The organism is Cochlodiniinecator piscidefendens (genome assembly GCF_011326755.1).
GTDB lineage: Bacteria > Pseudomonadota > Alphaproteobacteria > Rhodobacterales > Rhodobacteraceae > Cochlodiniinecator > Cochlodiniinecator piscidefendens.
Genome location: NZ_JAAOIE010000001.1, coordinates 478,175 through 503,145 on the forward strand (window position 1 = coordinate 478,175; position 24,971 = coordinate 503,145).

At 49.6% G+C, this 24,971-nt stretch carries 17 protein-coding genes and 3 tRNA genes; 6 read left to right on the top strand and 14 right to left on the bottom strand.

What is annotated here, in order from left to right:
• Window positions 1-54: 54 nt before the first annotated feature.
• The gene (locus tag G9C99_RS02420) at window positions 55-2,304 is read left to right on the top strand and encodes a PAS domain-containing hybrid sensor histidine kinase/response regulator (protein ID WP_166415853.1); all 2,250 of its coding nucleotides are present in this window, start codon (window positions 55-57) and stop codon (window positions 2,302-2,304) included.
• Here G9C99_RS02420 and G9C99_RS02425 read toward each other — a convergent pair.
• The 5 genes from G9C99_RS02425 to G9C99_RS02445 form a co-directional block, all read right to left on the bottom strand.
• Window positions 2,271-5,003: a Hint domain-containing protein gene (locus G9C99_RS02425; RefSeq protein WP_166415854.1), complete on the bottom strand. Its 2,733-nt coding sequence runs from the start codon at window positions 5,001-5,003 to the stop codon at window positions 2,271-2,273. The two genes, G9C99_RS02420 and G9C99_RS02425, sit on opposite strands and share 34 nt — an antisense overlap.
• Window positions 5,004-5,161: 158 nt before the next feature.
• A tRNA-Asp gene (locus tag G9C99_RS02430) sits at window positions 5,162-5,238 on the bottom strand.
• A 37-nt stretch (window positions 5,239-5,275) separates the two neighbouring features.
• Window positions 5,276-5,352 (bottom strand) — tRNA-Asp (locus tag G9C99_RS02435).
• Between the two features lie 163 nt (window positions 5,353-5,515).
• Window positions 5,516-6,670 (bottom strand): amidohydrolase, encoded by a 1,155-nt coding sequence (locus G9C99_RS02440; protein WP_166415855.1) that lies wholly within the window; start codon window positions 6,668-6,670, stop codon window positions 5,516-5,518.
• Between the two features lie 263 nt (window positions 6,671-6,933).
• The gene (locus G9C99_RS02445; protein ID WP_166415856.1) at window positions 6,934-9,195 is read right to left on the bottom strand and encodes a YobI family P-loop NTPase; all 2,262 of its coding nucleotides are present in this window, start codon (window positions 9,193-9,195) and stop codon (window positions 6,934-6,936) included.
• 214 nt (window positions 9,196-9,409) lie between these two features.
• On the opposite strand from G9C99_RS02445, the gene G9C99_RS02450 reads away from it, so the two are divergent.
• The gene (locus G9C99_RS02450) at window positions 9,410-10,039 is read left to right on the top strand and encodes a recombinase family protein (RefSeq protein ID WP_166415857.1); all 630 of its coding nucleotides are present in this window, start codon (window positions 9,410-9,412) and stop codon (window positions 10,037-10,039) included.
• A gap of 26 nt (window positions 10,040-10,065) precedes the next feature.
• Here the strand turns inward: G9C99_RS02450 and G9C99_RS02455 are convergent, their stop codons facing one another.
• Window positions 10,066-10,332 (bottom strand): helix-turn-helix domain-containing protein, encoded by a 267-nt coding sequence (locus G9C99_RS02455; protein WP_166415858.1) that lies wholly within the window; start codon window positions 10,330-10,332, stop codon window positions 10,066-10,068.
• Between the two features lie 140 nt (window positions 10,333-10,472).
• Here G9C99_RS02455 and G9C99_RS02460 point away from each other — a divergent pair, with 140 nt between their 5' ends.
• Window positions 10,473-10,787 carry a hypothetical protein gene (locus tag G9C99_RS02460; protein WP_205859814.1) on the top strand — a complete coding sequence of 105 codons (315 nt, stop codon included), beginning with the start codon at window positions 10,473-10,475 and terminating at the stop codon, window positions 10,785-10,787.
• A 12-nt stretch (window positions 10,788-10,799) separates the two neighbouring features.
• Window positions 10,800-11,081 (top strand): hypothetical protein, encoded by a 282-nt coding sequence (locus tag G9C99_RS02465; protein WP_166415860.1) that lies wholly within the window; start codon window positions 10,800-10,802, stop codon window positions 11,079-11,081.
• A gap of 565 nt (window positions 11,082-11,646) precedes the next feature.
• On the opposite strand, the gene G9C99_RS02470 is transcribed toward G9C99_RS02465, so the two are convergent.
• The 4 genes from G9C99_RS02470 to lon form a co-directional block, all read right to left on the bottom strand.
• A complete protein-coding gene (locus G9C99_RS02470; protein WP_166415861.1) occupies window positions 11,647-15,477 on the bottom strand; it encodes an SIR2 family protein in 3,831 nt (1,276 codons plus the stop codon).
• Between the two features lie 418 nt (window positions 15,478-15,895).
• A tRNA-Val gene (locus tag G9C99_RS02475) sits at window positions 15,896-15,971 on the bottom strand.
• Between the two features lie 18 nt (window positions 15,972-15,989).
• Window positions 15,990-16,421: an HU family DNA-binding protein gene (locus G9C99_RS02480; RefSeq protein WP_166415862.1), complete on the bottom strand. Its 432-nt coding sequence runs from the start codon at window positions 16,419-16,421 to the stop codon at window positions 15,990-15,992.
• Between the two features lie 172 nt (window positions 16,422-16,593).
• A complete protein-coding gene (gene lon / locus G9C99_RS02485; protein ID WP_166415863.1) occupies window positions 16,594-19,002 on the bottom strand; it encodes an endopeptidase La in 2,409 nt (802 codons plus the stop codon).
• A gap of 321 nt (window positions 19,003-19,323) precedes the next feature.
• On the opposite strand from lon, the gene G9C99_RS02490 reads away from it, so the two are divergent.
• Window positions 19,324-20,928 (top strand): sulfatase-like hydrolase/transferase, encoded by a 1,605-nt coding sequence (locus tag G9C99_RS02490; RefSeq protein ID WP_166415864.1) that lies wholly within the window; start codon window positions 19,324-19,326, stop codon window positions 20,926-20,928.
• On the opposite strand, the gene tgt is transcribed toward G9C99_RS02490, so the two are convergent.
• Window positions 20,904-22,031, bottom strand: a complete 1,128-nt coding sequence (tgt, locus tag G9C99_RS02495) for a tRNA guanosine(34) transglycosylase Tgt (RefSeq protein WP_166415865.1) — start codon at window positions 22,029-22,031, stop codon at window positions 20,904-20,906. The two genes, G9C99_RS02490 and tgt, sit on opposite strands and share 25 nt — an antisense overlap.
• A gap of 128 nt (window positions 22,032-22,159) precedes the next feature.
• Window positions 22,160-22,954, bottom strand: a complete 795-nt coding sequence (locus G9C99_RS02500) for a hypothetical protein (protein ID WP_166415866.1) — start codon at window positions 22,952-22,954, stop codon at window positions 22,160-22,162.
• Window positions 22,955-23,196: 242 nt separating this feature from the next.
• On the opposite strand from G9C99_RS02500, the gene infC reads away from it, so the two are divergent.
• Complete coding sequence (gene infC / locus G9C99_RS02505; protein ID WP_331459960.1) at window positions 23,197-23,691, top strand: translation initiation factor IF-3; 495 nt, start codon at window positions 23,197-23,199, stop codon at window positions 23,689-23,691.
• An 80-nt stretch (window positions 23,692-23,771) separates the two neighbouring features.
• Here infC and G9C99_RS02510 read toward each other — a convergent pair whose 3' ends face one another.
• Entirely contained in the window at window positions 23,772-24,164 is a 393-nt protein-coding gene (locus tag G9C99_RS02510) for a hypothetical protein (protein WP_231703946.1), read from the bottom strand.
• Between the two features lie 18 nt (window positions 24,165-24,182).
• Complete coding sequence (locus G9C99_RS02515) at window positions 24,183-24,968, bottom strand: FAD binding domain-containing protein (protein ID WP_166415867.1); 786 nt, start codon at window positions 24,966-24,968, stop codon at window positions 24,183-24,185.
• Window positions 24,969-24,971: the final 3 nt, after the last annotated feature.

Consider the following 24,971-nt stretch of genomic DNA (forward strand, 5'->3'; position numbering starts at 1 on the left):
CTCAGTTCTAAGCTGAAGCGACGAGTAATCTTTACAGGGCGCGCGCTGAAGCTCATGCAGCAAGATTTAAACGACTTTGAAAACGCCGTTAGCCCAAAGGGGCTTTTTCTAAGGTACTGCCGGGGCCGCAATCGATTTATGTTGTCGCGGCAAATTGTGACCTTGGCTGGATCCGCCATCGTTAGCTACATTATCGCGCCCTGGTATGGTTTGCTGACACTTATTATCGGGGTGATAGGTGAAACGATCGACTATGCATACTTGAGCTATGCAATCCGTAAGATTGCTCCACAAACCGATATCGCCAAATACCAAAAATATGCAACCGTTACCGCTGCGATCCAAGCTCTCAGCATTAGCTTTTGTGTTGCTCTGGTATGGCTTCTCGGTGGGGCATCCATGCACTTCTTTGCTCTGACCTTTTTAGCTGGCGCAACAATGGACGCAGGTACCACAGGGCATTTCTTCCCTGCGGCTACCCGCGCTAAATTTGCAGTGTTTCTGACATCATTCGTAGCCATGTTTTTTCTAGAAATACGCGAACCCCACATGGGGAAACACGAGCTTTTGGTCGACTTCGTCGCCTCAGCGATGTTCATTTTCCTACTGATGCATCTCTTAAAGTTTCTATATAGCTTTCAAAGACGTAGCATTGACGATGCTCGAGAGATTTTTACAAAAAACATGGAGATGGAGCGATCAAACTTTGCGTTAAAAGAACAAGAAGCTCAGGCGCGCAATCTTGCGTTGGTTGCTGAAAATGCAAACGACAGCGTCGTAATTTGCGACCCAAATGGCAGAATTACCTGGGTCAACGCAACCTTTACAAAGGTCACCGGCTACACCCCCGAAGACGCCATCGGAAGCGATGTTGGTGAATTGCTTAACGCTCCAGAAACATCACAAGAAACAATCGAAAAGATTATTAATGCCTCAATGAATTCCGAAGCGATCAGAGTTGAAGTTCTAAATAAAACAAAATCAGGCGCACGAATTTGGATCGAGGCCAACATAACTCCTGTTTTTGATGATAACGGTCATCACATTATGAATGTAAGCGTTGAGCGGGACATTTCAGAAGCCAAGAAACGTGAACAGGAGTTGGCAGAGGCAAAACAAGAAACAGAGCGCGTTGCTGGCGTAAAGGCGGAGTTTCTGGCGACAATGAGCCACGAAATCCGCACGCCGATGAACGGGATTATTGGAATGGCTGATTTGCTTAGCCAAACCGAGCTGAATACTGAACAAATGAGCTTTGTCAAAACAATCACTGAATCTGGTGAATCTCTTTTGACAATAATTAACGATATCTTGGACATTTCGCGTCTCGACGCCGGAAAAATGCAATTTGAAATGTCCGTCTTTGAACCAAAATCTGTCATCCTATCGTCGGTGAACTTGCTAGAACCAATCGCCACAAAGAAAGGGTTGGAGCTCATTGCTAAATTCGATGACGAACAAATTCCTCATCTAATAGGAGACAGAGGGCGTTTACGCCAAATTTTGATCAACTTGATCGGAAATGCTATTAAATTCACTGAGCAAGGACATGTTTCCGTTAACATATCCGGCACGGACAAAGGTTCAGAGTATTCTCTGAATATCGCAATTACGGATACCGGAATTGGCATAGATGACAATAAGCAAGCTAAGATATTTGAAATGTTTTCACAGGCCAATGGCGAAACGACACGTCGCTTCGGTGGAACAGGCCTAGGTTTAAGCATCAGCCGTTTACTTGCCCGGCAAATGAACGGAGATATTACCCTAAAATCAAAAACCGGCATTGGATCCACCTTTAGCTTTGAAATATCGATGGAAAAGGCAAAAGAAATTAGTTCGCCTCGCGGTTCAGACCAGGAGACAATGAGGGAGTTACCCAACGACCTTCATATCATTGTAGCAGAAGACAACAAAACAAACCGCTTTTTGTTGCGGAAAATCTTGGCTCCACTTGGTGGCGACATACAATTTGCAGATAATGGCCAAATAGCAGTTGATATGTTCCAGACGCGCTTGCCTGATCTCGTCTTAATGGATGTTTCTATGCCCGTTATGAACGGCATCGAAGCCTGTAAAGAGATCCGCGCTTATGAAGATGCACTAGGGCTCAACACCATTCCAATCGTTGCTTTGACGGCAAATGCATTTGAAGAGGACCGGGAAAAGTGTCTGTCAGCCGGAATGTCGGGTTTTTTAACAAAACCGATACGCAAACCCATCTTAATCAACGAGATTGCGCGCCAACTACAAATGTTCGAGGAACAGCATCAGGGGCGTTCAAACAATACCGCTGCTTCATAGGCCTTCAATGACATTCGTGCAGTCGGGAATACCGAACCTACAGTGGTTGAAAGCTCTGGAAAAATCTCGAACAATTCGTTTCGTTGTTCCAAGTCAAGAGCACCCAAACTCATATCTCCCGGTTGGAAGCTTTCGCTCCAGACACCATCGCCAAGCACGATCTCGTGCCTGTCAAAAACAAAATGGACATATGTGACATCATCAACAGCACTAACCTCAATGTTATCCAGATCAGTTAGATGTTGCGCAGCCACCAATACTTCGTCGTCACCAAACCACAACTCTGCGGCTTGGCTTTCAATCAGAACTCGGTGCTGTGGCGATAGCAGCGTGTCACAACATGGTTTCCCTTCGCCCAAAGATGATTGGAGTAATAAAATAGGACGTAATGCCGGATTTCCCTGCATTTTTGCCTTTGATATATGTTTCGTACCAACCCAGCGGATCGTCTGATATCCATTGTCCCGCGTAAGAACGGTATCCCCGACTGAAAGTGACCCTGCAGGAACATCACCAAGACGTGTGCGAATTTTAGTGTCAGTGGTAAAACACGGAATAACATCTACATTTTCGATATCTGTAAAACTGAGCGTAGACCCATCATTCCATGTTGCAGTTCCGTTTTCTGAGTTATCCGGATCGTATGCGATGCTCACAGGTCCATGAAGCACAAGGGTATCGTTATCATCCCCCCCTGAGCCACCGTCAACCGTGTCACCGGCGGCACCATGGATAACATCGGCGTCATCCCCGCCCAACAGCAAATCTGCACCAGCGCCACCATCCAAGGTATCAGCGCCGCTCTGTCCCTTCAGGACATCATCATCATCACCTCCGGACAAGGAATCGTTCCCAGCCCCGCCGATGAGCGTGTCCGCGCCAATTTCACCTAGTAGTTCGTCATTGCCTGCTGCACCGTCGATTAGGTCATCACCAATCCCGCCAAAAACAGTATCGTCATCTATACCCGCGTCCACGTCGTCGTTCCCGGCGCCTGCAAAAATCAGATCGTTTCCAGCACCTGCCTCGATGATATCGTCATTACCCGTTTCTCCCGGAAGCAACGCATCTTCGTTGTCAACGAAATCTCCATCAGGATCGCCCGTGTACCCGGTAAAGATGGTATCATCGCCACCGGTTCCGGAGACAATCCCATCCGGTCCAAGAGGAATGCCAATGGCAACCAGGGCTTCTGGTGTTGACAGTTCTGCAGGCGTCACACCAACCAAGGTAAGGGCCTCACCCCCAGGGAACGTTAGTATCGCGTGACCGTCCCCACTGGCGGATACGACGACATCATTGGTTGTAACAAGTGTATCGCCATCATCACGCGTTAGGGTCGTTACATCGAGCATGTCGATGCCAGTATACGTTCCGTCAGCATTTAACGTCGGAGCACTAAACCCCTGTACAACGTCAGTGCCCGATCCGTCAGACAAAACCAAAGTGTCCTGCCCTGATGACAAAACAATATGTTCTATTTCACCAAAAGTGGCTGTGCTGTCTCCGTCGGAAAAACTACCAGTTCCCGGAGTTGCCGAGGTAAGATCGATCCGAAGATCATCCGTGACGGCAGATAGATCAAGTGTATCGCCAAGCGTTTCATCTTGGTTTTCGGCAGTGATGGTATCATTGCCAAAGTCATTTTCGATGTGAAACGTATCATCACCAAAACCACCCCAAAGGTAATCGTCCCCGACACCGCCATGAATTTCGTCGTTCCCAAAACTACCGCGTAGGAAATCATCGCCTTCGCCACCGAATAACGTATCATTTCCGTAGTCACCGTTGACCCGGTCATCACCGATCCCGCCGTGGAATTCATCGTTGCCAGTTCCCGCTTCGGCGGTATCGTTTCCCGCACCACCAATCAGGACATCATGGCCAGAGTCACCGTATAGCCAATCAGCGCCTTCGCCACCGTCGAGTGTATCGTTACCGATGTCACCTCTCAGCGTATCCTCGCCTTCGCCCCCAAGGACGCTATCGTTTCCAGCACCCCCAATGACAGAGTCGTTCCCGGCGCCTGCATGAATAATATCATCGTTTGACCCATCTTCGGCGTCAGAATGATCAACACGGTCGCCCTCTAAGTCACCGACATAGTCAATATCTATGACATCCGCACCGGATGTGCCTTCGACAATAAAATCGGGAGGCGTGGCATCAAGTGTTATGTCACTGATCCCGAAGTTCCCACTGGATGTATGGCTTTCTCCAGCATCAAAAACGAATTCAAGCCGTACAATCGGCCCAGGGATTGCAACACTAACAGAATCATCTGCTCCTACAGTTTCCACTCCGGTGCTCGCATTACCGTGGGTATTCAGCACCTCACCATCAACGGTATGCAGGCCGTCCAAATCGGAATAGTTGATCGTAACCAACTCGCCCAGTTCATTGTAAGCGCGGATAGTTATACGATCATCCCAAGACCCTGCCCGTTGGTCGAGATCAAATACTTCAAAATTGAGATTAGAAACCTCTGCGTCGAATCCGATGACGGTTGTTGTCTCAGACGTCAGCCCAGAAACCCACAGCGCCTCTTGCGCAGGCGAGCCCGAGGTTTGTACCTGAGCAACCTTACCATCTGTAGCCGCAGTTGAGGTTACCTCAAAGCCAATCGCTTCACTGCCTGTACCAAGCGTAAAGTTACCGTTTGCGCCAGATGCGCTCCAATCCAACGTGTGGTCAGGCATAAGATAATCCCAAATCAAATATGACATCGCATAAATTGCAAGTCATCGTGGCACAAATGTGGTTCAATTTGGTCGATGTAGCGGTATTACTTAATTGTATGTTATATAAGACTATTTCGTGATAAATCTAATATATAATACGTTTTTATTAAGTAAAGTGGCGCGGTTGACGGGGCTCGAACCCGCGACCCCCGGCGTGACAGGCCGGTACTCTAACCAGCTGAGCTACAACCGCGCATCTATCACGCTGAGGACTTCTTAAGTGAGACAAGTGGCGCGGTTGACGGGGCTCGAACCCGCGACCCCCGGCGTGACAGGCCGGTACTCTAACCATCTGAGCTACAACCGCTCTCTTGTCCACTTGAGGAATTCCTCAGCGTGTGGGCGGGTTTTAGGCTTGCCTGCCCGTCGCGTCAAGCGCGGTTTTGCGCTTTTTTAGAATTCTTTTTCTCACATGACATATCCAACCATTTTCACCCCTTAAAAACAGGGGAATTCAGTCAAATTAATAATTAAAAATTTTCCAGCACATTATTGATAGCATTCACAAAAATCGAAACCCCAACCGGAATCAACTCCTCTGGAAAATCAAAATCAGGATTGTGTAATTGCGGCTGTTTCAAACCCGAACCAAGGAACAGCATCGCTGCCTTCGCTCCTGATTGACCAAAAAGCCCAAAATCTTCGGACCAACGCATCGGTTGATCGGTCAAAGTCAAATTAACCTCCGCCTGATGCGTGGCTTCCTTTAATATTGAAACGGCTTCGGGGTGGTTGGTGCAATTGTGAAACATGTCATCGTAACCAATCTCGACGCCTAGGTTTTCGCGTTTAGCAATATCGGAGACCAGAGTTTCAGCTTCTGAAACAAGTGCCATCATGGTCTGGTCTGTAACGGTCCGAAGTGTTGCCCAAACCTCCCCCGCCCCAGGCGAAATTCCATACGCGGCGGCCCCCATCTGGCAATGCGTAATTGTCACAAGCCGAAACGCAGAATCTAAAGCGCCGCCCTTTCCCAATTTCGACAATGCAGGCATGAGCTCAGCCATTGCCTGCATCGGAGAAATTCCATTTTCAGGATTGGAGGCATGCGATGTTTTTCCACTCAACGCTATGCGCATGCCACGAGAAGCACAATTTGCATTGTCGCCGGCCAACAGGACTTCACCGATTTGAAGTCCGGGGACATTATGCAAGGAAAATGCGTAATCTGGACTTATGCTTGAAAACTTGGGATCTTCCAAAACAGAAGCAGCCCCTTTGCCAGTTTCTTCTGCGGGCTGAAACAAAAGAACGACCCGGCCCGCTTTCAATTTCGTGCGGGATAGGACACGCCCAACCCCGATCGTAATGGCCATATGCCCATCATGCCCACATAGATGTGCAACCCCATCAACTTTAGATATATAATCAACATTATTAATTTCATGTATGGGTAAAGCGTCCAACTCACAGCGGATCATAATGGTTGGACCATCAGCACCGCTTTCGAACACTGCCGCGACTCCTGCCCCACCCAAACCTGTGATGATCTGGTCAGGCCCACTTGAATTTAGCGCGTCCACTATGCGGTCCGCTGTGTTGGTCTCTTTGCCTGAAACTTCGGGGTATTGATGAAGCACGCGACGCAGATCAATCAATTCAGAGATTTCAGTATTGCTAAGCATCGCACGACTCCTAATTATTTTTAGGAACCTAATCAAAAAAGGCGACAAATGTCGCCCTCTTCTTCAGTAAATTTTCCGAGCCCGTCTCATAACAAAGTCAAAAAAATAAATTCAAATTGCGGCGCAAATTGCCAAATCGAAACCAATCAACAAAAACTTGGAGAAAGCACACCACTTAGCGTGCCTGCTCCAATTGTAACCATCACAGGACCTTCCAAACGTCCATACGCTACCAAATTGTCATTGTGGACGCCGCCTAATTGTTATCCAAGATGCACGGTATCCAAATCTCTGGCAGCTTCTCGCATGATTTGCTCCAAAGGGTAGGCGACTATCCTCGCGACATGCGCGGTGCTATGCGCACTCTCTGTTGCTACCGCGCCAAAGCCGGGCCACAGGGAAACCAATGAGGACACCAAAGCCGGAACTTGCGCTCCCCTTTCGTAGTAGCTTGAGAAAAATGGATCGCAGTTTTTGAAGTTGGAGGAAATGTAATCTATCGCTTTGGAGATACGTGATTTGTGTTTTATCGAATCTTTTAGGAGATAATCCATCAAGTGCCGATTGAGCACATAGCTTTGACCAAAATCTTCATCACGCATCGCGGCAACTACTTCTGCCGGACTGTCGATCTGGAAGTCAGGATCTGGGCTATTAAAACTGCGGATTTGAATTAGGAACTTATTATCGTTCGGGGAAAGTCTCCCTGAGTGGAAAAGGGATGTATATTGGTAATAGGTGTCGTCAAGAAATCCCTCAAATACCAAGAATTTCATCAATTCCGCCCTATCTCCTAGGCCTTCAAAGCACGCTTCGGTTTGCGCCGAGTTGGCTCGCACCACTTCGCTAAATTTTTGAGTCCGAAGAGCATTAATTTTCGACTTTAACTCACGAATTTCTAGCCCCGATTGAGCAATGAACTTGGCTGATTTTCTTTCATTTTCTTCCTTTCGGGCCGCAAAGCTGTTGTGCTGATCCACCACCGTCTCGGTGATCGGAAGTCGGGTTTGGTACCAGCCCCCATTTGAATGGGGCGAGCTATTGACTTGGTCAGCAGCAATGATTTTTTCGAACTCTTTGTGTCCCGGAAGTTGGCCAACTGGAAAGCTACTGTTGGAAAATCGAATGTAATGATGATCTGGCGGCAAGTTTTGAATGAGCGCCATCGCGTATATTTTTCGCAGTTCATCAACATCTCGGGGCAACTGCTTTTGCGCTGATGCGATTTCACCTTCGATTTCAGAGATTTTAGATTTGTAGTTCGCTTCCGAACTGGCAATCATGTCATCGTATTGGGATAGTAAGCTAGCAAGAACACCCTTCTGCTGGTGTAGCTCTTCAAAATCAGACGGGAGAACGTTCTTGTAAATCAAAATTGCCAGAAGCTTGTTTGCATCTAGGATATTTTCTTCATCTTGTTCAAGGTTCGCGACGTAAATTGCGTATTCGTTAAAGATATTTCGGATCAAACGAAGGTCATTTAGGTACCTGGAAACATCCCGCAAAAACTGCTTATCAAGCCGCTTGTCTAGCGAAAGCCGTTGCCCCTGTTCCAGAACCTTATCAATTGAGTTTGAGTGACTAATAATGGGAACGACTGGAACAATAAACTCAAAGAACTTTGTTCGATCTGTGTTGGCAAACATGTCGTCGCGAAGTGCGTACAGGAAGCGAACTTGTTGTCTCACACCGGCATTGGCATTTATTAGGCCGTTGATCTCACGCAATGTCACAAAGATATCGGGATTTTCAAACCGATCTAAGTCTTCGACAACCACAAGGTCATATGACGTGGACTGAAAGAAATAGATGATTTCGTCCAGATGCCTATTCAGGATCGACTCTTCCTCAGCCGCTTCTGGTGCGATCTCGACGTCCTTGAGGGAAACACCCTTGAGCGACATGCCAAAGCTTTTAAGGTAAATGTGGTGCAAGGAACGCCACAGGAACACGAACCCGAACGCGAACACTCCCAGATTGAACCAATTTGAACGATCAAACGGGGTGAAAAATTCACCTGAAACTAGGTCTGCTCTGCTCTGGAAGAGATACCAAAGTGCAATGCCGCCAAGGACGATCAACAATGAGACGCCTCCGGCCCACCATTTTGGCGATTGAATTCTTTTGAATCTGGAAAGAGGAAGATTGTTGGCGTCAGCGCCATACAGCATCTGTTGGAGAATGCTTCTTTCGATTTCTTGCTTGCTTATCTTGCCATTTGATCCACCCATTCCATCCGCTTCAGGGAGGAATGCAGCCAGCGAGATTTGGAGTGCGTTTCCCCTGTAAGTACGAAGGAAGGACTTGATTACACTACTTTTCCCTGAACCGTACGGGCCTGTCAGAGCGATGTTCGAAACGTCGGGGTTGGTGGTAGCGAATTCGAGCGCCTCTGCGTAGATGCCTTCTTCGTCGGCTTTGCTAGTAGGCGCAAGGTCAACAAACTTTGCCCGCGCTTCTGTTGAGCCACCCATTCCAAACAGGCGTTTAAAGGATATCCCGCGAAGCCATCTAAAAAAATTCACTGCGATCTCGTCTCGTACAATTTGGTGTGTTCAAGGATTTCAATCAACTCTGACAGGTATCCCAGAGAGCCACAACGAATTTTGGGGTTCGGGCGAGCAGTTCTCTCGTCTCAATAGGGATGTCCTCAAACATACACCCCGTTACACGCTGAAATAGTATCAAAATGTCTAGCGAATCAACCTATTGATACTATATCACTACCTCTAGAGGCACATGAGACACGAGGTAGTCGTTATGGAAACTTGGGGTTATATCCGCGTATCGGTGGATAAGGAAACACAGGCCGCAGGGTGGCAGGAACAGATCAAGACTCTGAAAGCTCTTGGCGTGTCCGACCAGAACATGCACATGGAAGAGGCAAGCACTCGCGGAACGCGCCCTGTCTTCGAAAAGCTTGTGGCCAATGCCAATCAAACCGCTACGCCCGAACACCGGATTTGCATCTGTGCCTCAAAAATGGATCGGGCATTTCGTGATCTAGCGGCTGCCGATTCCGCCATCACCTCCCCCCAAAATCCAAATGTGATCTGGTTGCTACCTGACCTCTCCCCTAATCCGCTTGACCCCAAAGACCCCGCACAGATGCTCTTGGTTCGAATGATGGGGGCTGTGGCCCAGTTTGAGAGAGATCGGCTTGCTGAACGCCGAGCCTACGGGATTGCGAAGGCAAAAAGAGAAGGAAAGTACAAAGGCAGGAAACCTACTGCCCGCGCCAAGACGCCAGAAGTTCTCAAACTCAAGGAACGCGGCTTTAGGCCAGATGAAATAGCGAAACAGCTTGAGATAGGACGTGCATCGGTCTTTCGTATCTTGCGCGATCACCGAGAAAACCAAACAGCCTAGCTTGACAAGAATCAATCGACGCAGTGTTAGCCAATAAGCTCGTCATCAGGCGTGGCATCTGCAACTTGCTTTAAGATGCTATGTGGGTCGGCACCCATAGCGCGGCAGTAAATTACAAGTTCACGCAGGTCGATCCGGCGACCGCCACTTTCAGTTCTTGCGATGAACGACTGCTGTAGCCGCAACCGGTCTGCCAACTCTTGCTGGCTTAGCCCAGCGTCCTTACGCGCAGCTTTCAGCGCGGCGACCAGAACCTGTTGTCCTTGGGAGACTATAGTTTTTGCTTTTTTCATCCCGACTCCCGCGCATTGCAGGAGAAGGAAATAATGCGAGAAATAAATTATCTGAAAACAGCATATTTTAATTGCCTAACTCGAGTCGCGAGGCTACTGTTGGGAGATAGAAAATAACAATTCGCAACAACTTTTGAGACATGAAATTGAACGACTTCAACAAATTAAATACCCGCAAGCTGACAGCCGCCGCCATATTGGCAACTGGTTTCCTATCACTCGGAGAGCCAGCTTTCGCAAGAGACCCGGCTTGCGCCAATGGTGATCAGGGCGTGTGCGACATGTTGGGTTCGATGATCCTTGCAAAGGGCCGAGGATGCCACCGAATGATGTCTGTCACGCCACTTGGGAACAACGCTTGGCGGATCAATTGCGTTGTGAGTTCCACAAGTGATGCGAGGGCAACCTATACCCTTCGCTTTAACGCAGATCGAACCAGCTACACACTGAATTAATTGGAGCACTCCATGTTTGCCTTGAGGTTTGCAGGATTTATCATCAAAGCGGCGCTGGCCATCGGTTTCATTGTCATTCTGATTGCATCAGGTTTATTCGAAGTCGCTTTTTTTCGGGCGGTGTTTGCAGCGTTCACAGCATTAATGAGCATATTTTTGGTCTTTGCGGTTTGGGCCGCAGAAAGCGTACCGTCACATGATCGCAATGACGACAGCGAGTTCATGCGCAAAGCTGCATGGTGGAGCTTGATCGTCTTTGGTGTTGGAACACTCTCGCTCTGGATGAGCTTGTAGGCCTTGCTTACTGATTGACGCTCTGCACCCAATGCACGCATTTTTGCGCCTCAAGCTAACTCAGAGCAGCCGAGGGAACGCGCTGGACGCGCGTGAGTAACTGTTAAGCCAAAGACGCGAGGCATGACGCCCGCGTTTTGCAGAGATTTGGTGTTTAGTCACCCCTATCTTCCGCTCAAGTATGGCTCAAAAGTTTTTTTTCTTAGTCTAACCATGTTATCAACTTTTTCTATTTCATGCGGCATCGCGAAGTTGATGACATGCCCATCCAGAAAATTTTTCATTTTGAGCCATAAGAGACGGGCCGTTTGAGGGTGCGAAACGCGAAGTTGTACACGGGTTGATCTCGAAAGGTGTAGCGAAGTAGTGTTACGTAACCCCCCTCATTAGATCTAGTATGGCTCAAGACATTTTATTTTTCCCCTTAACCCATTCCCAAGTTTTCTTTCTGTGGCGAACTTCGCAAAGTTGGGAAAAGGTCGTGGCACAAAAAAAATCGTTTTGAGCCATAGCGGACGCTCTGAATAGCCTTACAAAATGCGCATCAGGCCACCTTCGCAGTCGGTTACCTTGAGTTCCAGCGTCTTGTAAGCTCAACCCACCTTGGGTCCGTGCGAAGCGACGGGTCTGCAACAGTGATACGCTCCAATGTAGCGTCTATTTCGTAGGGCCAACTGTTCGCGTTTTCGGGAAGTGCCAAGTAAAGAATTTCGAGCACCCGTTCGGGGTATTTGTCAACGATGTTACCTTCGCCACGTCGGATGGAAGGCAGCATGATGTGGTCACGCTCAATTGGGCTGAGAAGAGGAAGGATCGCTTCTGAAATGGCCCAAAATGTTCCTTCATTTGAGAAAGCGAGTTCGATCAGGCGCGCCGAGTTTTGTGGCGTGCGCGCTGCCTTCTGCACCGGCCACACATGTCGCAGGAACCGTTCCTGAAGCGCCTTCCAGTGTTCGCCGTCGTCTCCTTCCCCTTTTCCCCGGCGTTCCAGAATCCACAGCGTGCGCGCCCTGAAGCCATCACCGGCGTCTAGCAATAGCTGGCGCAGCTCGTCGTCTGTGATGCGCACTGCCCCTGTGTCAGATTCGGGGTAGGCCCAGCTTGCAAGAACCAAGTCCGCTAGGCTGTCGCGATTGTCTCTTTCGCTTTTGGTTTGGCTTGCTGCCTTGGCCAACAAATGTGGTTTCAGCTTTTCGAAAAGGTCCATCGGGGGAAGCGTTTTTACTCCCCACAGGTAGCCCGTCCACCATGCTTCGAGCGTGTCTTCTTCGCCGGAATCCAACACGGACACGAGGTTATCGCTAGTCCAAGCAGGATCGACGTAGTGGAACCAGTTCGACAAGTGGCTAACAAAGACCAAGGCGAAGCGGCCATTGTCGGCGGGTAAAGAAAGGGCACTTTCGACGAGGGCTTTCCACTCTGCTGGAAGTCCTTGGTTTTTCTCAAGGTCATTGCGGCGCGGATCGTGATACAATGCTTGGGCGATTTTCCCGGCAGGTGAGTTTAGCGCTTCTGTCGCCCAATCCGGGTCGCGACTTCCACGCACGATTCCGGAGCCACCAGAATCGGGGGTTTCGTTCAAAAACGACAACAGCCGCACGACAAGGCGTTCGAAAGTCTCAACGCATTCATTTGGCAAGTCGTCAGTCGTGGACAACAACCACTCGGAGACAGGGTAAATTATGCCCCCCAACGCTTCGTCGCCTGCCCCAATGACAAGTTTGGCAATGAAGTTCTTGAGACGTCCATTGTCTTCTTTTCGTTGGTCCGAGTTCAAGTAGCGCCGCCAAGCCCATTCCGGGTACTCGCCACGCGAGGCTTCCAACCGTAGGGCAGAAATTGCCATAACCGGATGGCTGGCAGACAATCCCTTAAACGGATCATGTTCAACGAGCGCTAGCCCGGTTCGCCCACCGATTTCTTGGGCTTTCGCCAAAACGTTGGAAAGGGGTTCTGACAACAAAAGGCTATGTTCAGTATCGGTGCGTACCCATCCGCCCCGGCTTTCCCATGAGCGATCCGCGTTTTCGGCACGTTCAGGTGCCCAATCTGGGGCTGCGTTTTGCAGCCGAGTAATTTCCTCGTCGTAGCTGACGTTTAGGTTGCAGCCTTTGGCGTTGAGCCAGTGCAGGCGTTCTGCAATATCCCACGCTCGACGCTGTACAAACTCATGCTCCGCTTCATTTTCCCAGCGTTCACGGCCCTCAAGGATGCGTTCCTCGATCCGTCTAGTTGCAAGCATTGGGAGCCTTGCCCAGCGCTCTTGCAGCGTCAACAACAGGTCACGTTGGTGCCGGACTTTCCAGAATGCACTACGACTAACCTCGTCGAAGAACTCGGTGAAATCTTCGTTGGGAACAAGCGTATCAAACCGGCTAGCCCATATCCGCAGCCGAGCAAAAACGTTGTCGTCGTCTGTGGGCCAAGTTGCGCCTTCCTGTTGCGCCTTCTCGACGTCAAAGTTTAGAAGCCTTTCAAACAGGGCCGCGTAGGACAGAACAGCGCCGGAAAGCCCTTCATTACGCGAGTGCTCGCTAATGTCCGGGTCGTCCGAAGAAATGATCGGCGGTATATCCATCCAACTGTAATGGCCACGCTCAGTCTCAAGCTGTATCCCAATATCCAGATTGCGTTTGAGGGCGGAAACAACGTCGGCCAACCATTCATCTGGTATTGAAATGTCTGGGCCGTTTTCATTGTACGCAAGTTCGAGCCTTATCAAGTCTTGCAGTCTAGTCTCTTGGTCGGCTTGTGGTGGAACTGTGTCTCGAAAATAATTGTTGTGCGCAGTAAGACGAGGGCGCGAAAGCTTTTCGTACTTTCGAATAGCCGTCTTGCTCCAGCCAACAACCTTGAGTTCATCGGCGAAGCGATACCAATCAAGACCGTCTTCTACGTGTCCCGCGCGCCAATGTTCGAACAGGTAATGCCAAGCTTGAAGAATGTAGGGTGCACATTCGACGTCACTACGTTCAAGACGCCAACGGATTTGTCCCTGAATACCCTCGTGCAACCCTAGCTGTCTTGCTCCCCACCAAATCGCCGCGTTCTGATTGGAGACTTTCCCAATCCATATGCCCAAATGATTTATCCGGTCGGGCAACTGCCCCGCTACAAGTGAAGCACCACCCCGCATGGGCGTAATGTGGTCGTCTCGCAACTCCAACCTGTCCCGGCGGTTAAGCGAAAATGCGTCCCACGCCGTCGATGGTGTTTCGCGTTTAGCATAGTGATCGTCGGGGGAGATGGGCGCGGGCACTATGTCACTTGCCAACCCATAGAGCGCAAAGGGGTTTACCTCATATCCGTTTTCGTCTTGCTCCGGCTTTGAGTAACGAATTGAAGGGTCAAAAACACATAACCAAGTCGCTGGCGTAGGCGGGTCGCTTTCAAGGAATCTGCGTGCGCCTTCCTTGGTGGATACCAAGTGCGTGACTTGTTCGCGTTCGAAGGGCGATAAGGCTTCGGGGCCGCGCCGGGCCATCGTGATTGTTTTTGCCTGCCAGCCTTCTGGGTCGTTTGCGCGTTCAGCCCATTCCTTGAGGGTTTCCCACAGGGCTGCGTGACCGTCGTTGCTGTCGTAAGGTATTGCCGTTACGCCCTTGTGCGCCCAGCGAGAAGTCGCGTCGTCAGCGTCACCGGATTGAAAAGCGTAGACCTCATCTAGCCGACCGTTCGACTTGTTGAGTGCTTCAAGCAGGTATTGTACCGGTGGATCGTCCGCGTTGTAGCCGACGAACACCACGGAATAGCGGTCGATCACGTCTTTGAAAAAGCGGGTTGCCCAACCTTCTGCGAGATAGGCGCGCCCGAATTCTGCGCTCGACAAAACGAACCCATCGCCCTCAGACCCATCGTAGCCTTCTGTCGCACGGCCATGCAGATAGACGATCCCGTGCAAGTCTCCCGGTCTTGCCGGGTCGGGTAGTCTTGGGGGTTGCCACGCCTCCAATCCTCGCCCGCAATCATCAAACAATCGGTCAAAGTTGGTCGTTACAAGCTTCGTGACCCCTTCCTTGGTGGTGGCAAGGTCTAACAGAAGCTCATGTGCCCACAGGTCAACATCCTTTTTGGGGGCCAGCGCTTGGGCTACCGTGCGCTCAATGTCGCGTTCGAGAAAGTCACGTTCAAGGAGGCCAAAAACACGGTCGGCTGAAATCAAACCCGGTACGCCCGTTCGTGCCTCTATCTCGCGGGCTTCGGCCAGAATCTTAACCGCTGGCGAGTCGTCGGGAACGCCAAGTGTCGTTAGAACTTGATCCGCTAGGCCGAAGAAATCCGGTAAACTCGCTTTCGCACGCGAGACCCCAGCACCGCAGAAGAAGACAACCCGGCCTTCGTCTAACGCCAGCAATAGTTCATCTGGAATATCAGGACCGTTTTCAATGAATTGCACTGCTAATAAAACCCGTCAGCCTACACCTATAAGTAGTTTATCAATGTGGCAGTGTTCGCTCAACTGGAACTTGTGATGCAGCGCCATTCAAACAGACGGCATCACAGATAGACGCAAGGCCTCTTTCCTATACCCCTACAATAGCGCTTCTCCGCCCAATGTTAACCATGTTAAGGTTTAAGGACTTTGCATGCGCCTCATCAACAGCCACCACAGCGCCGATATCGGGATCCCCCATACCCCTCATTGGGTCCCCCAGAATCATTTTGGAACGACCTATACCAACGCGCTCTGCGTGCAAAAATGCTGTGGTTCTCGGGAATTGTCGTTGCGAAAAGTACAATACAATTCGCTATGCCGTACAATACAATCGACGGCATCAAAACGGCCAACATATTGGTATTTAAGGGGAACGGAATGGTGGGTCGTGAGAGGCTCGAACTCCCGACATCTTCGGTGTAAACGAAGCGCTCTACCAACTGAGCTAACGACCCGCTGCCCTGCTCTTAACGTTACTCGGCAGCTTCTGCAATAGGTGCTATATCATCATCGAGAGATTTTTTTGTTCTTCTAATTTTGCAGAACAGAACATGCCCGTTATCGTCGTGTTTTTCGCGCGTGACCACCAGTTTGCCTAAAGGAGCCAGCGGGACAGAATAGCCTTCATCCAAGGTTTCACCCAAAACCTCTAACAATGCTTCAAGGATTGGACGGGCGTCTTTGGGTTTGCATTCCGCGCGGGCGCAAATTTTTTCCAAAAGCTCTTTCTTCTTGATCGATTTAACAGCTGGCTTCGTGCTGATTTCATCAGCCACATCCACAACGGCACTGATTGCTGCATCGATCGGCGTCTCTTCGATCAACGGCGTTGGGGTCTGTGATGTTGTTTTACGCGCCGGTGCACTTACACCTGCAACACTGCTCTTGCGTGCTTTTTTGGTCATGCCTGAATTTCCTCAATTATGATTTATTTTTTTGTCATCATACAACAATATTAACGAATTGGCTACTACCTGTTGTGACGTCTAACCTTTTCCACACAAGAAAAGGCGTCATTATAAAAATGAAAAGGCCCCGCAACATGCGAGGCCCCTCTTCTTTTAAGCGATGTAGTCGTTAGTGCGCCCGGGCACTTGCACCACCATCAGCAGCCAAAGCTGCTTTCGCTGCGGCAGCTTCTTCCGCTGCTTCGTCCCATTCAATTGGCTCTGGAGCCTCAACCAACGCTAGTTTAAGAACTTCAGACACGTGACTGACCGGAATGATTTCCAAGCCTTCTTTCACATTGTCGGGAATCTCAGGCAAATCTTTCGCGTTTTCTGCGGGGATAAGAACCGTTTTAATCCCACCACGCAAAGCAGCCAGCAATTTCTCTTTCAATCCGCCAATAGCAAGCGCATTTCCGCGGAGCGTCACCTCGCCCGTCATGGCGATATCTTTACGCACCGGAATACCAGTCAACACTGACACGATTGAGGTCACCATAGCCAAGCCAGCAGATGGGCCATCCTTTGGCGTTGCACCTTCTGGCACGTGAACGTGGATATCAACCTTTTCAAAGCGCGGCGGTTTCACCCCGATTGCAGGGCTGATCGAACGTACATAGCTTGCTGCGGCTTCAATAGACTCTTTCATCACATCGCCAAGCTTGCCAGTCGTTTTCATCCGACCTTTGCCTGGCAATTTCAGAGCCTCAATTGACAACAAATCACCGCCGACCGAGGTCCAAGCCAAACCAGTAACGACTCCGACCTGATCCTCTTGCTCAGCCAATCCATAGCGGAACCGCTTCACGCCGAGAAAGTCTTCAATGTTATCGCCGGAAACGACAACTTTCTCTTCTTCCTTTTTGACGATTTTTGTCACTGCTTTACGGGCAAGTTTCGCGATCTCACGTTCGAGGTTACGCACCCCTGCTTCGCGTGTGTAACGGCGGATCATGGATTGCAAAGCATCTTCGGTAATTTCGAATTCGCCTTTCTTCAAGCCATGGTTTTTCACCTGTTTGTCGATCAAATGCTGTTTGGCAATCTCAGCTTTTTCATCCTCGGTGTACCCAGCGAGCGAAATAATTTCCATCCGGTCCAAAAGTGGGCCCGGCATATTGTAGGAGTTAGACGTCGTCAGGAACATCACATTGGACAGGTCGTATTCGACCTCCATGTAGTGATCGACAAATGTTGCGTTCTGTTCAGGATCAAGAACTTCAAGCATGGCAGACGCAGGGTCACCACGGAAATCCTGGCCCATCTTGTCAATTTCGTCTAGCAAAATCAGAGGATTGGTTGTTTTTGCCTTTTTCAACGCTTGAATAATTTTACCCGGCATAGATCCGATATAAGTCCGACGGTGACCACGAATTTCGCTTTCGTCGCGTACCCCACCTAGGGAAATGCGGATAAATTCGCGTCCTGTCGCCTTAGCCACAGACTTACCAAGCGACGTTTTACCAACGCCGGGAGGACCAACGAGACACAGGATCGGACCTTTGAGTTTCTGCGAACGCTGCTGCACCGCAAGGTATTCAACGATCCGCTCTTTGACTTTCTCAAGCCCATAGTGATCATCATCAAGCACTTTCTGTGCGCGATTAAGGTCTTTCTTAACCCGCGATTTCACACCCCATGGGATCGCCAAAACCCAATCAAGGTAATTGCGCACAACTGTTGCTTCGGCAGACATTGGACTCATATTTTTGAGTTTTTTAACTTCGGCGTCTACTTTTTCACGGGCTTCTTTTGACAGCTTAATGTCTGCAATTTTTGCCTCAAGCTCAGCGATCTCGTTAGAGCCCTCTTCACCGTCGCCCAGTTCTTTCTGAATGGCTTTCATTTGCTCATTCAAATAGTATTCGCGTTGGGTGCGTTCCATTTGCGATTTAACGCGGGTTTTTATTTTCTTCTCAACCTTCAGAACGCTCATTTCGCCTTGCATCAGACCATAAACTTTTTCCAAACGCTCAGCAACGTTAAGCGTTTCCAGAAGCTCCTGCTTTTGGTCTACTTCAACACCCAAATGCCCAGCAACCAAATCGGCAAGTTTGTCACTTTCACGCGTTTCAGCGACGGCGGCCAGTGCTTCTTCTGGAATGTTTTTCTTAATCTTAGCGTAACGTTCAAATTCATCGCCAACGGACCGTAGCATCGCCTCAACGATTTGTGCATCGCCTGGTATTTCTTCGAGCAGCTCGGCAGATGCCTCAAAGAAATCTTCGTTTTCGACAAAATCCGTGATCCGCACGCGTGACCGCCCTTCGACCAGAACTTTAACGGTTCCATCGGGCAGTTTTAGAAGTTGCAGAACATTCGCCAAGACGCCTGTGCGATAGATGCCTTCTTCGGAAGGTTCATCAATGCTTGGGTCAATTTGCGAAGACAGCAGAATTTGTTTGTCGTCCTGCATCACCTCTTCGAGGGCGCGGACAGATTTCTCACGTCCAACAAACAGCGGCACAATCATATGTGGGAAAACCACAATATCGCGCAGCGGTAGGACAGGGTAAGATTGGCTGAGTTGCTCGTGCATGCTCTTTCCTTTTATGCAAGGAAACTCTGGCCCCTATATAGGCAGCGCTTGGTTTCCTCCGGTTCGGCTTTAGTACGTGGGGCTTCAGTGCCCTTCTTTCAAGCCAGACTCATGTCGTTCGTCGGGCAGTTTGCACATTGTCTATTCAAGGAGCAAGAGACCAAGCGCCTAAAACCCATCGAATTTTTCATTCAAATTGCTTTGCTGGTAGGTGCAAAAAAATATTTGTCTGAATTGCCTAAAATACAGGCAAAAACATAAGCGTGACTTTCATTTGGTTTCTTTCAGGTTATCATAAAGAAACAGCGCCTTAGGACGAAAATGACCAAACAGCCCAATATCGTAGTGATCATCGCTGACCACGTTGCCTTTGAAGGTCATTATGGTCAGGACCGGTTTGAATATCGCTGGCCGAATCTTGAAAAAATTGCCGGCAAAGGTTGCTGGTTTGACAAAGCTTATGCCATCACGCCGATCTGCACCCCCTCTAGGGCGAGCTTCCTAACTGGGAAACGCCCTGACAAGCATGGGCTACGCTGGAACAGCGAATATCCGATCCCACATAATCGTCGGGATTTTCGTGCTGATGAACGTCTTTATTGCGACGCACTAAACGATGCGGGATATGACAATTACTACTACGGAAAATGGCACTGTGGTGTAAATAAAACCGCGCAAGATTACGGTCTAACCGGCTGGAGCCTCCCGGAATACGGAAATCTATATGCCTCGACAGCTTATAAAGCCTATCTCGCACGTATAGGCGAAGAACAGCCCCGTTGCCGGATTGACTATCATTTGCTGCGCCCAGAACTAAACGGTTCTGAGGTTTTAATGGACCCGGATGAACCGTGGGATTTTATGGATGGTGCTGGTGTTTTGCTGGGGTCTCCTGAGGTTCAAGAACAGTTTTTTGTTGCCAATATGGCCATTGATCAGCTGAACGAAATCGCACGGGCACCACGCGAAGAACCTTTTTCTATGGTGATCAGCCTATGGGGGCCACATCACCCCTACTATCCCTCTCAGGATTACGTTGATCAAATTGATCATGCTGCCATCCCCCCTTATCCGAGCTTTGATGAGGATCTGAATGACAAACCATGGCGCTACCGGGTTCAGCGCGATCTCAGATGCCAGCACCGCGCGTTTGAACGCTGGCCAAGTTGGGACATTTGGCAAAAGGTCATGGGCCACTGTTATGCTGCTGGGTTGCAAACCGATGCTGCAATTGGACGGATTGCCGATTGTTTAGCTGATACTGGTTTGGATCAAGACACGTTATTCATCATTACCGCAGACCACGGTGATGGCATTGCCGCCCACGGTGCGGGGTGGGATAAATATTCAAGCTTCACCGAAGAAATCGGACGCATTCCGCTTGTTATGACATGGCCAAGTCACATTCCAGAGGGCAGCAAGGTCAAAGCGCCTGTTAACCTTCTTGATGTGACGGCAACCTTTTTATCTGCTGGGCAGGCCCGTGTTGAACACCCCCTGCCCTTAGATGGCGATGACCTGCTTCCGCTTATCAAAGGGGAAACACATCGACAGTCAATGATTTGCGATCACTTTGGACATTCCGGTGATATCAGTTTTCAGAAGATACTGTATCGCGATGGTTGGAAATATACAGCCTGCTGGGGCGACGATGATGAATTATACGATCTAAATACTGATCCGTTTGAACTCAACAATCTGCGCTCGGATACCACGACCACCCAGCGTCAATACGAAATGCGGGCAGAGATCATCGAACATCTCGAAGCGCGCCGCACCGAACGACGCGCATGGAAACCTGCCGAGTTTTGGGAAGATGGGATCGTGTTTTCCTCACCCGAATGGCCGCGCGAAGAAACCTTGCTTTTGTATAAATTGACGGAGCTGCAAAAAGCGGCGGATCAAAGTGGCTCAATGTCACCCTGAGCACGCGTTTCGTGGAAGGTCTTTTGAAACTGCTCAAATGCCCCCGCCGCAATTGCGTCGCGCATGCCCTGCATCAATTCCTGATAATAATGCAAATTATGCCATGTCAAAAGCATACCAGAAATCATTTCTTTGGCTTTAAACACATGGTGTAAATAGGCGCGTGAATAATTTGAACAGGCCGGGCATGTGCAGGCCTCATCCAAGGGGCGCGGATCATCTTGATGGCGGGCATTCTTGATGTTTACAACACCGTTGCGGGTAAACGCCTGACCTGTACGACCTGACCGACTGGGCAGCACGCAGTCAAACATATCAATGCCGCGCGCAACACCGCCCACCAAATCATCGGGTTTGCCAACCCCCATCAGATACCGCGGCTTATCTGTTGGCAACATGTCCGGTGCGTAATCAAGCACGTCAAACATCATCCCTTGGCCTTCGCCAACGGCCAAACCACCAACGGCGTAGCCCTCAAATCCGATCTCCTGAAGTTTTTCCGCGCTTTCAGCGCGCATATCGCGAAAGGTTGAACCCTGCTGAATACCGAACAATGCATATCCGGGGCGATCACCAAAGGCTTCGCGTGAACGCCCTGCCCACCGCATTGACAGTTGCATCGATTCAAACGCTTGCTTTTCCGTTGCGGGATAAGGCGTGCATTCGTCAAAACACATAACAATGTCGGACCCCAAAAGGCGTTGGATCTCCATCGAACGTTCAGGGGTAATTTCGTGCTTGGACCCATCCACATGGGATTTGAACGTCACACCACGTTCGGTCAGTTTACGCAAACTGGCCAGCGACATCACCTGAAACCCACCGCTGTCGGTCAAAATTGGTTTGTCCCAATTCATAAATTTATGAAGCCCACCCAAATTCGCAATCCGCTCGGCCGTTGGGCGCAGCATCAAATGATAGGTATTCCCGAGCAAAATATCAGCACCCGTTGCCGCAACGCTTTCGGGCATCATCGCCTTTACGGTTGCAGCTGTTCCCACCGGCATGAATGCAGGTGTGCGAATATCGCCCTTTGGGGTGTGAATAACACCTGTGCGGGCTTTTTGGTCGGTGGCGTGTAGGTCAAAACGAAACTGTGTCATGCGCGCGCAATACGACAAACAGATAAAGAATGCAAAGGGGACCACGAAAGGATCATTTGAATAAACCAGCGACAAAAAAATGCGCCACACATTACATGCAGCGCATTTCAATTCAGGTTTCGTTTTACTTACAGACCCAAAGCAGAGCGAATAGCAGTGATCGCAGTTTGTACCAATGCAGGGTTTTCAGCAGCTTGGGTAACCATTGCTTTCAACGCTGTGGTTTGACCCGCATCAAGACCTGAGCTGTCAATCAACGCATTAACTTGCTCAGCATTGAAGTTTTCTGGTGTCAGTAGGTTCGCAGCAGTCGACATCAACGAAGGTGTTTCAGTGGCTTCTGGTGTTACGGCTTCAACTGCGTCGGACGCTGCTTCAGTCGTTGCTTCGGCTGCATCACTTGCAACATCTGTTGCTGCTTCCATTGTGTCGCTGGCGGCGTCAGTTGTTGCCTCTACCGCCTCGCCAGCAGTTTCGGTTGTTGCTTCCATCGCATCGCCTGCCGCTTCAGTCGCAGCATCTGCTGTTTCACTAACGGTTTCGGTAACAGCATCGACGGCACCCGCAGTCGCATCAGTTGCCGCATCGGCAAGCCCTGTTGCACCTTCGACAGCTTCATTGACTGTTTCGGTAACAGCCTCAGTAACATTATCTACAACTTCGTTTGCTTGTTCTTCTACGGCTTCAACCGCCTCGTTCACAGCATTTGTCGCTTCTTCACCAACAGATTCGACGGCCTCAGTAACCTGTTCAGTTAGGCCGGTTGTTGTTTCGGTTGCGGTATCAACAACTGTTTCAGTTGCTTCGCTGACTGCATCCATTGTGCCTGTTGCGGCTTCTTCCACAGCAGCGCGATTCACATAAGCGTAACCGCCAATACCAGCTGCCAACAAAAGGGCGACAATAATCCAAGTCTTATTCATTTTCTGTCCTTTCAACTTCGCAAATCTCAACGCGAATGTTTATAAAACCGCAAATGCCCCTTAAACATGACGTGCAGCAAGGGGAAACTCTGCTAAGTTCGCTCAAATTGGTGGATATCCGCTTGAAAGAGCTGCAAGAGATGTCTATTTTCACCAAGCACAAATACAGTAACAGCCGAAGGAACAAGGCCATAGCCCGCAGACCCCATAATGCCCCGCCACAACGTGAAACGGGACCCCGCGTGAATGAACGTATTCGCGCCACCGAAATCCGCCTCATCGGGGCCGAAGGCGAAAACGTCGGTGTGATTCACCCGGCAAAAGCGATGGTAATGGCCGAAGAAGCCGGGCTTGATTTGGTTGAAATTTCTCCAAACGCAACCCCGCCTGTTTGCAAAATCATGGATTTTGGCAAGTTCAAATACGAACAGCAAAAACGGGAATCCGAGGCGCGTAAAAAGCAAAAGATTATCGAAATCAAAGAGATAAAGTTCCGTCCCAATACGGATACTAATGATTACGAAGTCAAAATGCGCAACGTTTTCAAGTTCCTTGAGAACGGCGATAAGGTTAAGATCTCTTTGCGGTTCCGCGGTCGCGAAATGGCGCACCAGAACTTGGGTCGTGAACTTTTGGAACGCGTTGCGGAAGACACTAAAGGTATCGGTAAAGTGGAAAACTTCCCGAAAATGGAAGGCCGCCAGATGATTATGCTCATTGGCCCGCTTCCAAAATAAACGCACACAAAGCGTTCATTTATCAAAAACCCGGCCATGTGCCGGGTTTTTTTGTCACTTTTTTCTCTATAGCGATTCGGCTAAGCGATACTGCGATCCCCCCTCAGCCACTTGCGAAAATCGACAACGTCAAATCCCAGAGAGAGAAGATCGACCATCAGAAGCAAATAGAGGAATTTCAAATATTTCGGCTCTGCATTTGGCATCGTAAAAAGAATAACGAAGATTAACGGTCCCCACACAACCAAATGCGGAAGTGACATAAGTTTGGATAAGCCCCGTTCCCAAGCCATAATCCCAACATTGGGCAGCATTCCCCCAACCGCAAGCAGCGCAATAGCAGCGCCTCCTGGCTGCTCAAAGTAGGTGAGGCTCCAAAGGTTTACAGGAACCAAGATCACAACAATCCAAATCTGCACCCAAATGGGAATGCGCCTGAAACTTTGCCAGACGTCATTCACCATGGGTTTCATCTTTCTATCCATACATATTTAACATGCGCCCACAGAGCGTTTTGTCATGACTTTGACCAGATGCGCGCGATATGCAGCGCTGCCATGCATATCCTCAATCATTCCCTCTTCGGAACACTTTAGATTCTCGAGTGCGTCCACCGAAAAATCAGCATTGAGCGCTTGCTCTGCGTCGGTCCATCGAAACACCCCATCCTCAGAGGCCCCGGTCACTGCCACACGAACCCCATCAGCATACTTCGCAACAAATACGGCCACGAGTGCGAACCGAGACGCGGGTTGAACAAACTTTTGATAGTTTGCGCATTCAGGAACAGGGAAACGAACCTCAGTAATAATTTCTCCTTCGTCCAAAGCAGTGCTGAACATACCTTCGAAATAATCATCAGCAGCGATTTCACGTGTATTCGTGACAATCAAAGCACCCGAACCTAACGCAGCTGCAGGATAACACGCAGATGGGTCATTATTTGCTAACGATCCCCCAATTGTCCCACGATTTCGTACTGCAGGATCGCCAATATGTGACGCCAATTCTGCCAGCGCCGGATATGCAGACGCGCCTTCGGCAACTTCACCATGAGTGGTCGCCCCGCCAATGCAAACAGAACCACCTGCCCCTTCACAAATTCCCTTCATATCGGAGATACCAGTGAGACTGATAAGCTTTTCAGGTGCGGCCAACCTTTGTTTCAAGGTCGGTATCAGGGTTTGCCCACCCGACAGCGCCTGTGCCTCTTCATTTTTCAGGGCCTCAACAGCCTCGGAAACGGATGAGGGCCGTTCTATATCAAATGCATACATATT

What these genes read in the sequence shown, in the direction of transcription:
- G9C99_RS02420 (WP_166415853.1), top strand. Translation starts at nt 55, where the DNA reads ATGCAGCAAGATTTAAACGACTTTGAAAACGCCGTTAGCCCAAAGGGG.
- G9C99_RS02425 (WP_166415854.1), bottom strand. Translation starts at nt 5,003, where the DNA reads ATGCCTGACCACACGTTGGATTGGAGCGCATCTGGCGCAAACGGTAAC.
- G9C99_RS02440 (WP_166415855.1), bottom strand. Translation starts at nt 6,670, where the DNA reads ATGCTTAGCAATACTGAAATCTCTGAATTGATTGATCTGCGTCGCGTG.
- G9C99_RS02450 (WP_166415857.1), top strand. Translation starts at nt 9,410, where the DNA reads ATGAGACACGAGGTAGTCGTTATGGAAACTTGGGGTTATATCCGCGTA.
- G9C99_RS02455 (WP_166415858.1), bottom strand. Translation starts at nt 10,332, where the DNA reads ATGAAAAAAGCAAAAACTATAGTCTCCCAAGGACAACAGGTTCTGGTC.
- G9C99_RS02460 (WP_205859814.1), top strand. Translation starts at nt 10,473, where the DNA reads ATGAAATTGAACGACTTCAACAAATTAAATACCCGCAAGCTGACAGCC.
- G9C99_RS02465 (WP_166415860.1), top strand. Translation starts at nt 10,800, where the DNA reads ATGTTTGCCTTGAGGTTTGCAGGATTTATCATCAAAGCGGCGCTGGCC.
- G9C99_RS02480 (WP_166415862.1), bottom strand. Translation starts at nt 16,421, where the DNA reads ATGACCAAAAAAGCACGCAAGAGCAGTGTTGCAGGTGTAAGTGCACCG.
- lon (WP_166415863.1), bottom strand. Translation starts at nt 19,002, where the DNA reads ATGCACGAGCAACTCAGCCAATCTTACCCTGTCCTACCGCTGCGCGAT.
- G9C99_RS02490 (WP_166415864.1), top strand. Translation starts at nt 19,324, where the DNA reads ATGACCAAACAGCCCAATATCGTAGTGATCATCGCTGACCACGTTGCC.
- tgt (WP_166415865.1), bottom strand. Translation starts at nt 22,031, where the DNA reads ATGACACAGTTTCGTTTTGACCTACACGCCACCGACCAAAAAGCCCGC.
- G9C99_RS02500 (WP_166415866.1), bottom strand. Translation starts at nt 22,954, where the DNA reads ATGAATAAGACTTGGATTATTGTCGCCCTTTTGTTGGCAGCTGGTATT.
- G9C99_RS02510 (WP_231703946.1), bottom strand. Translation starts at nt 24,164, where the DNA reads ATGAAACCCATGGTGAATGACGTCTGGCAAAGTTTCAGGCGCATTCCC.
- G9C99_RS02515 (WP_166415867.1), bottom strand. Translation starts at nt 24,968, where the DNA reads ATGTATGCATTTGATATAGAACGGCCCTCATCCGTTTCCGAGGCTGTT.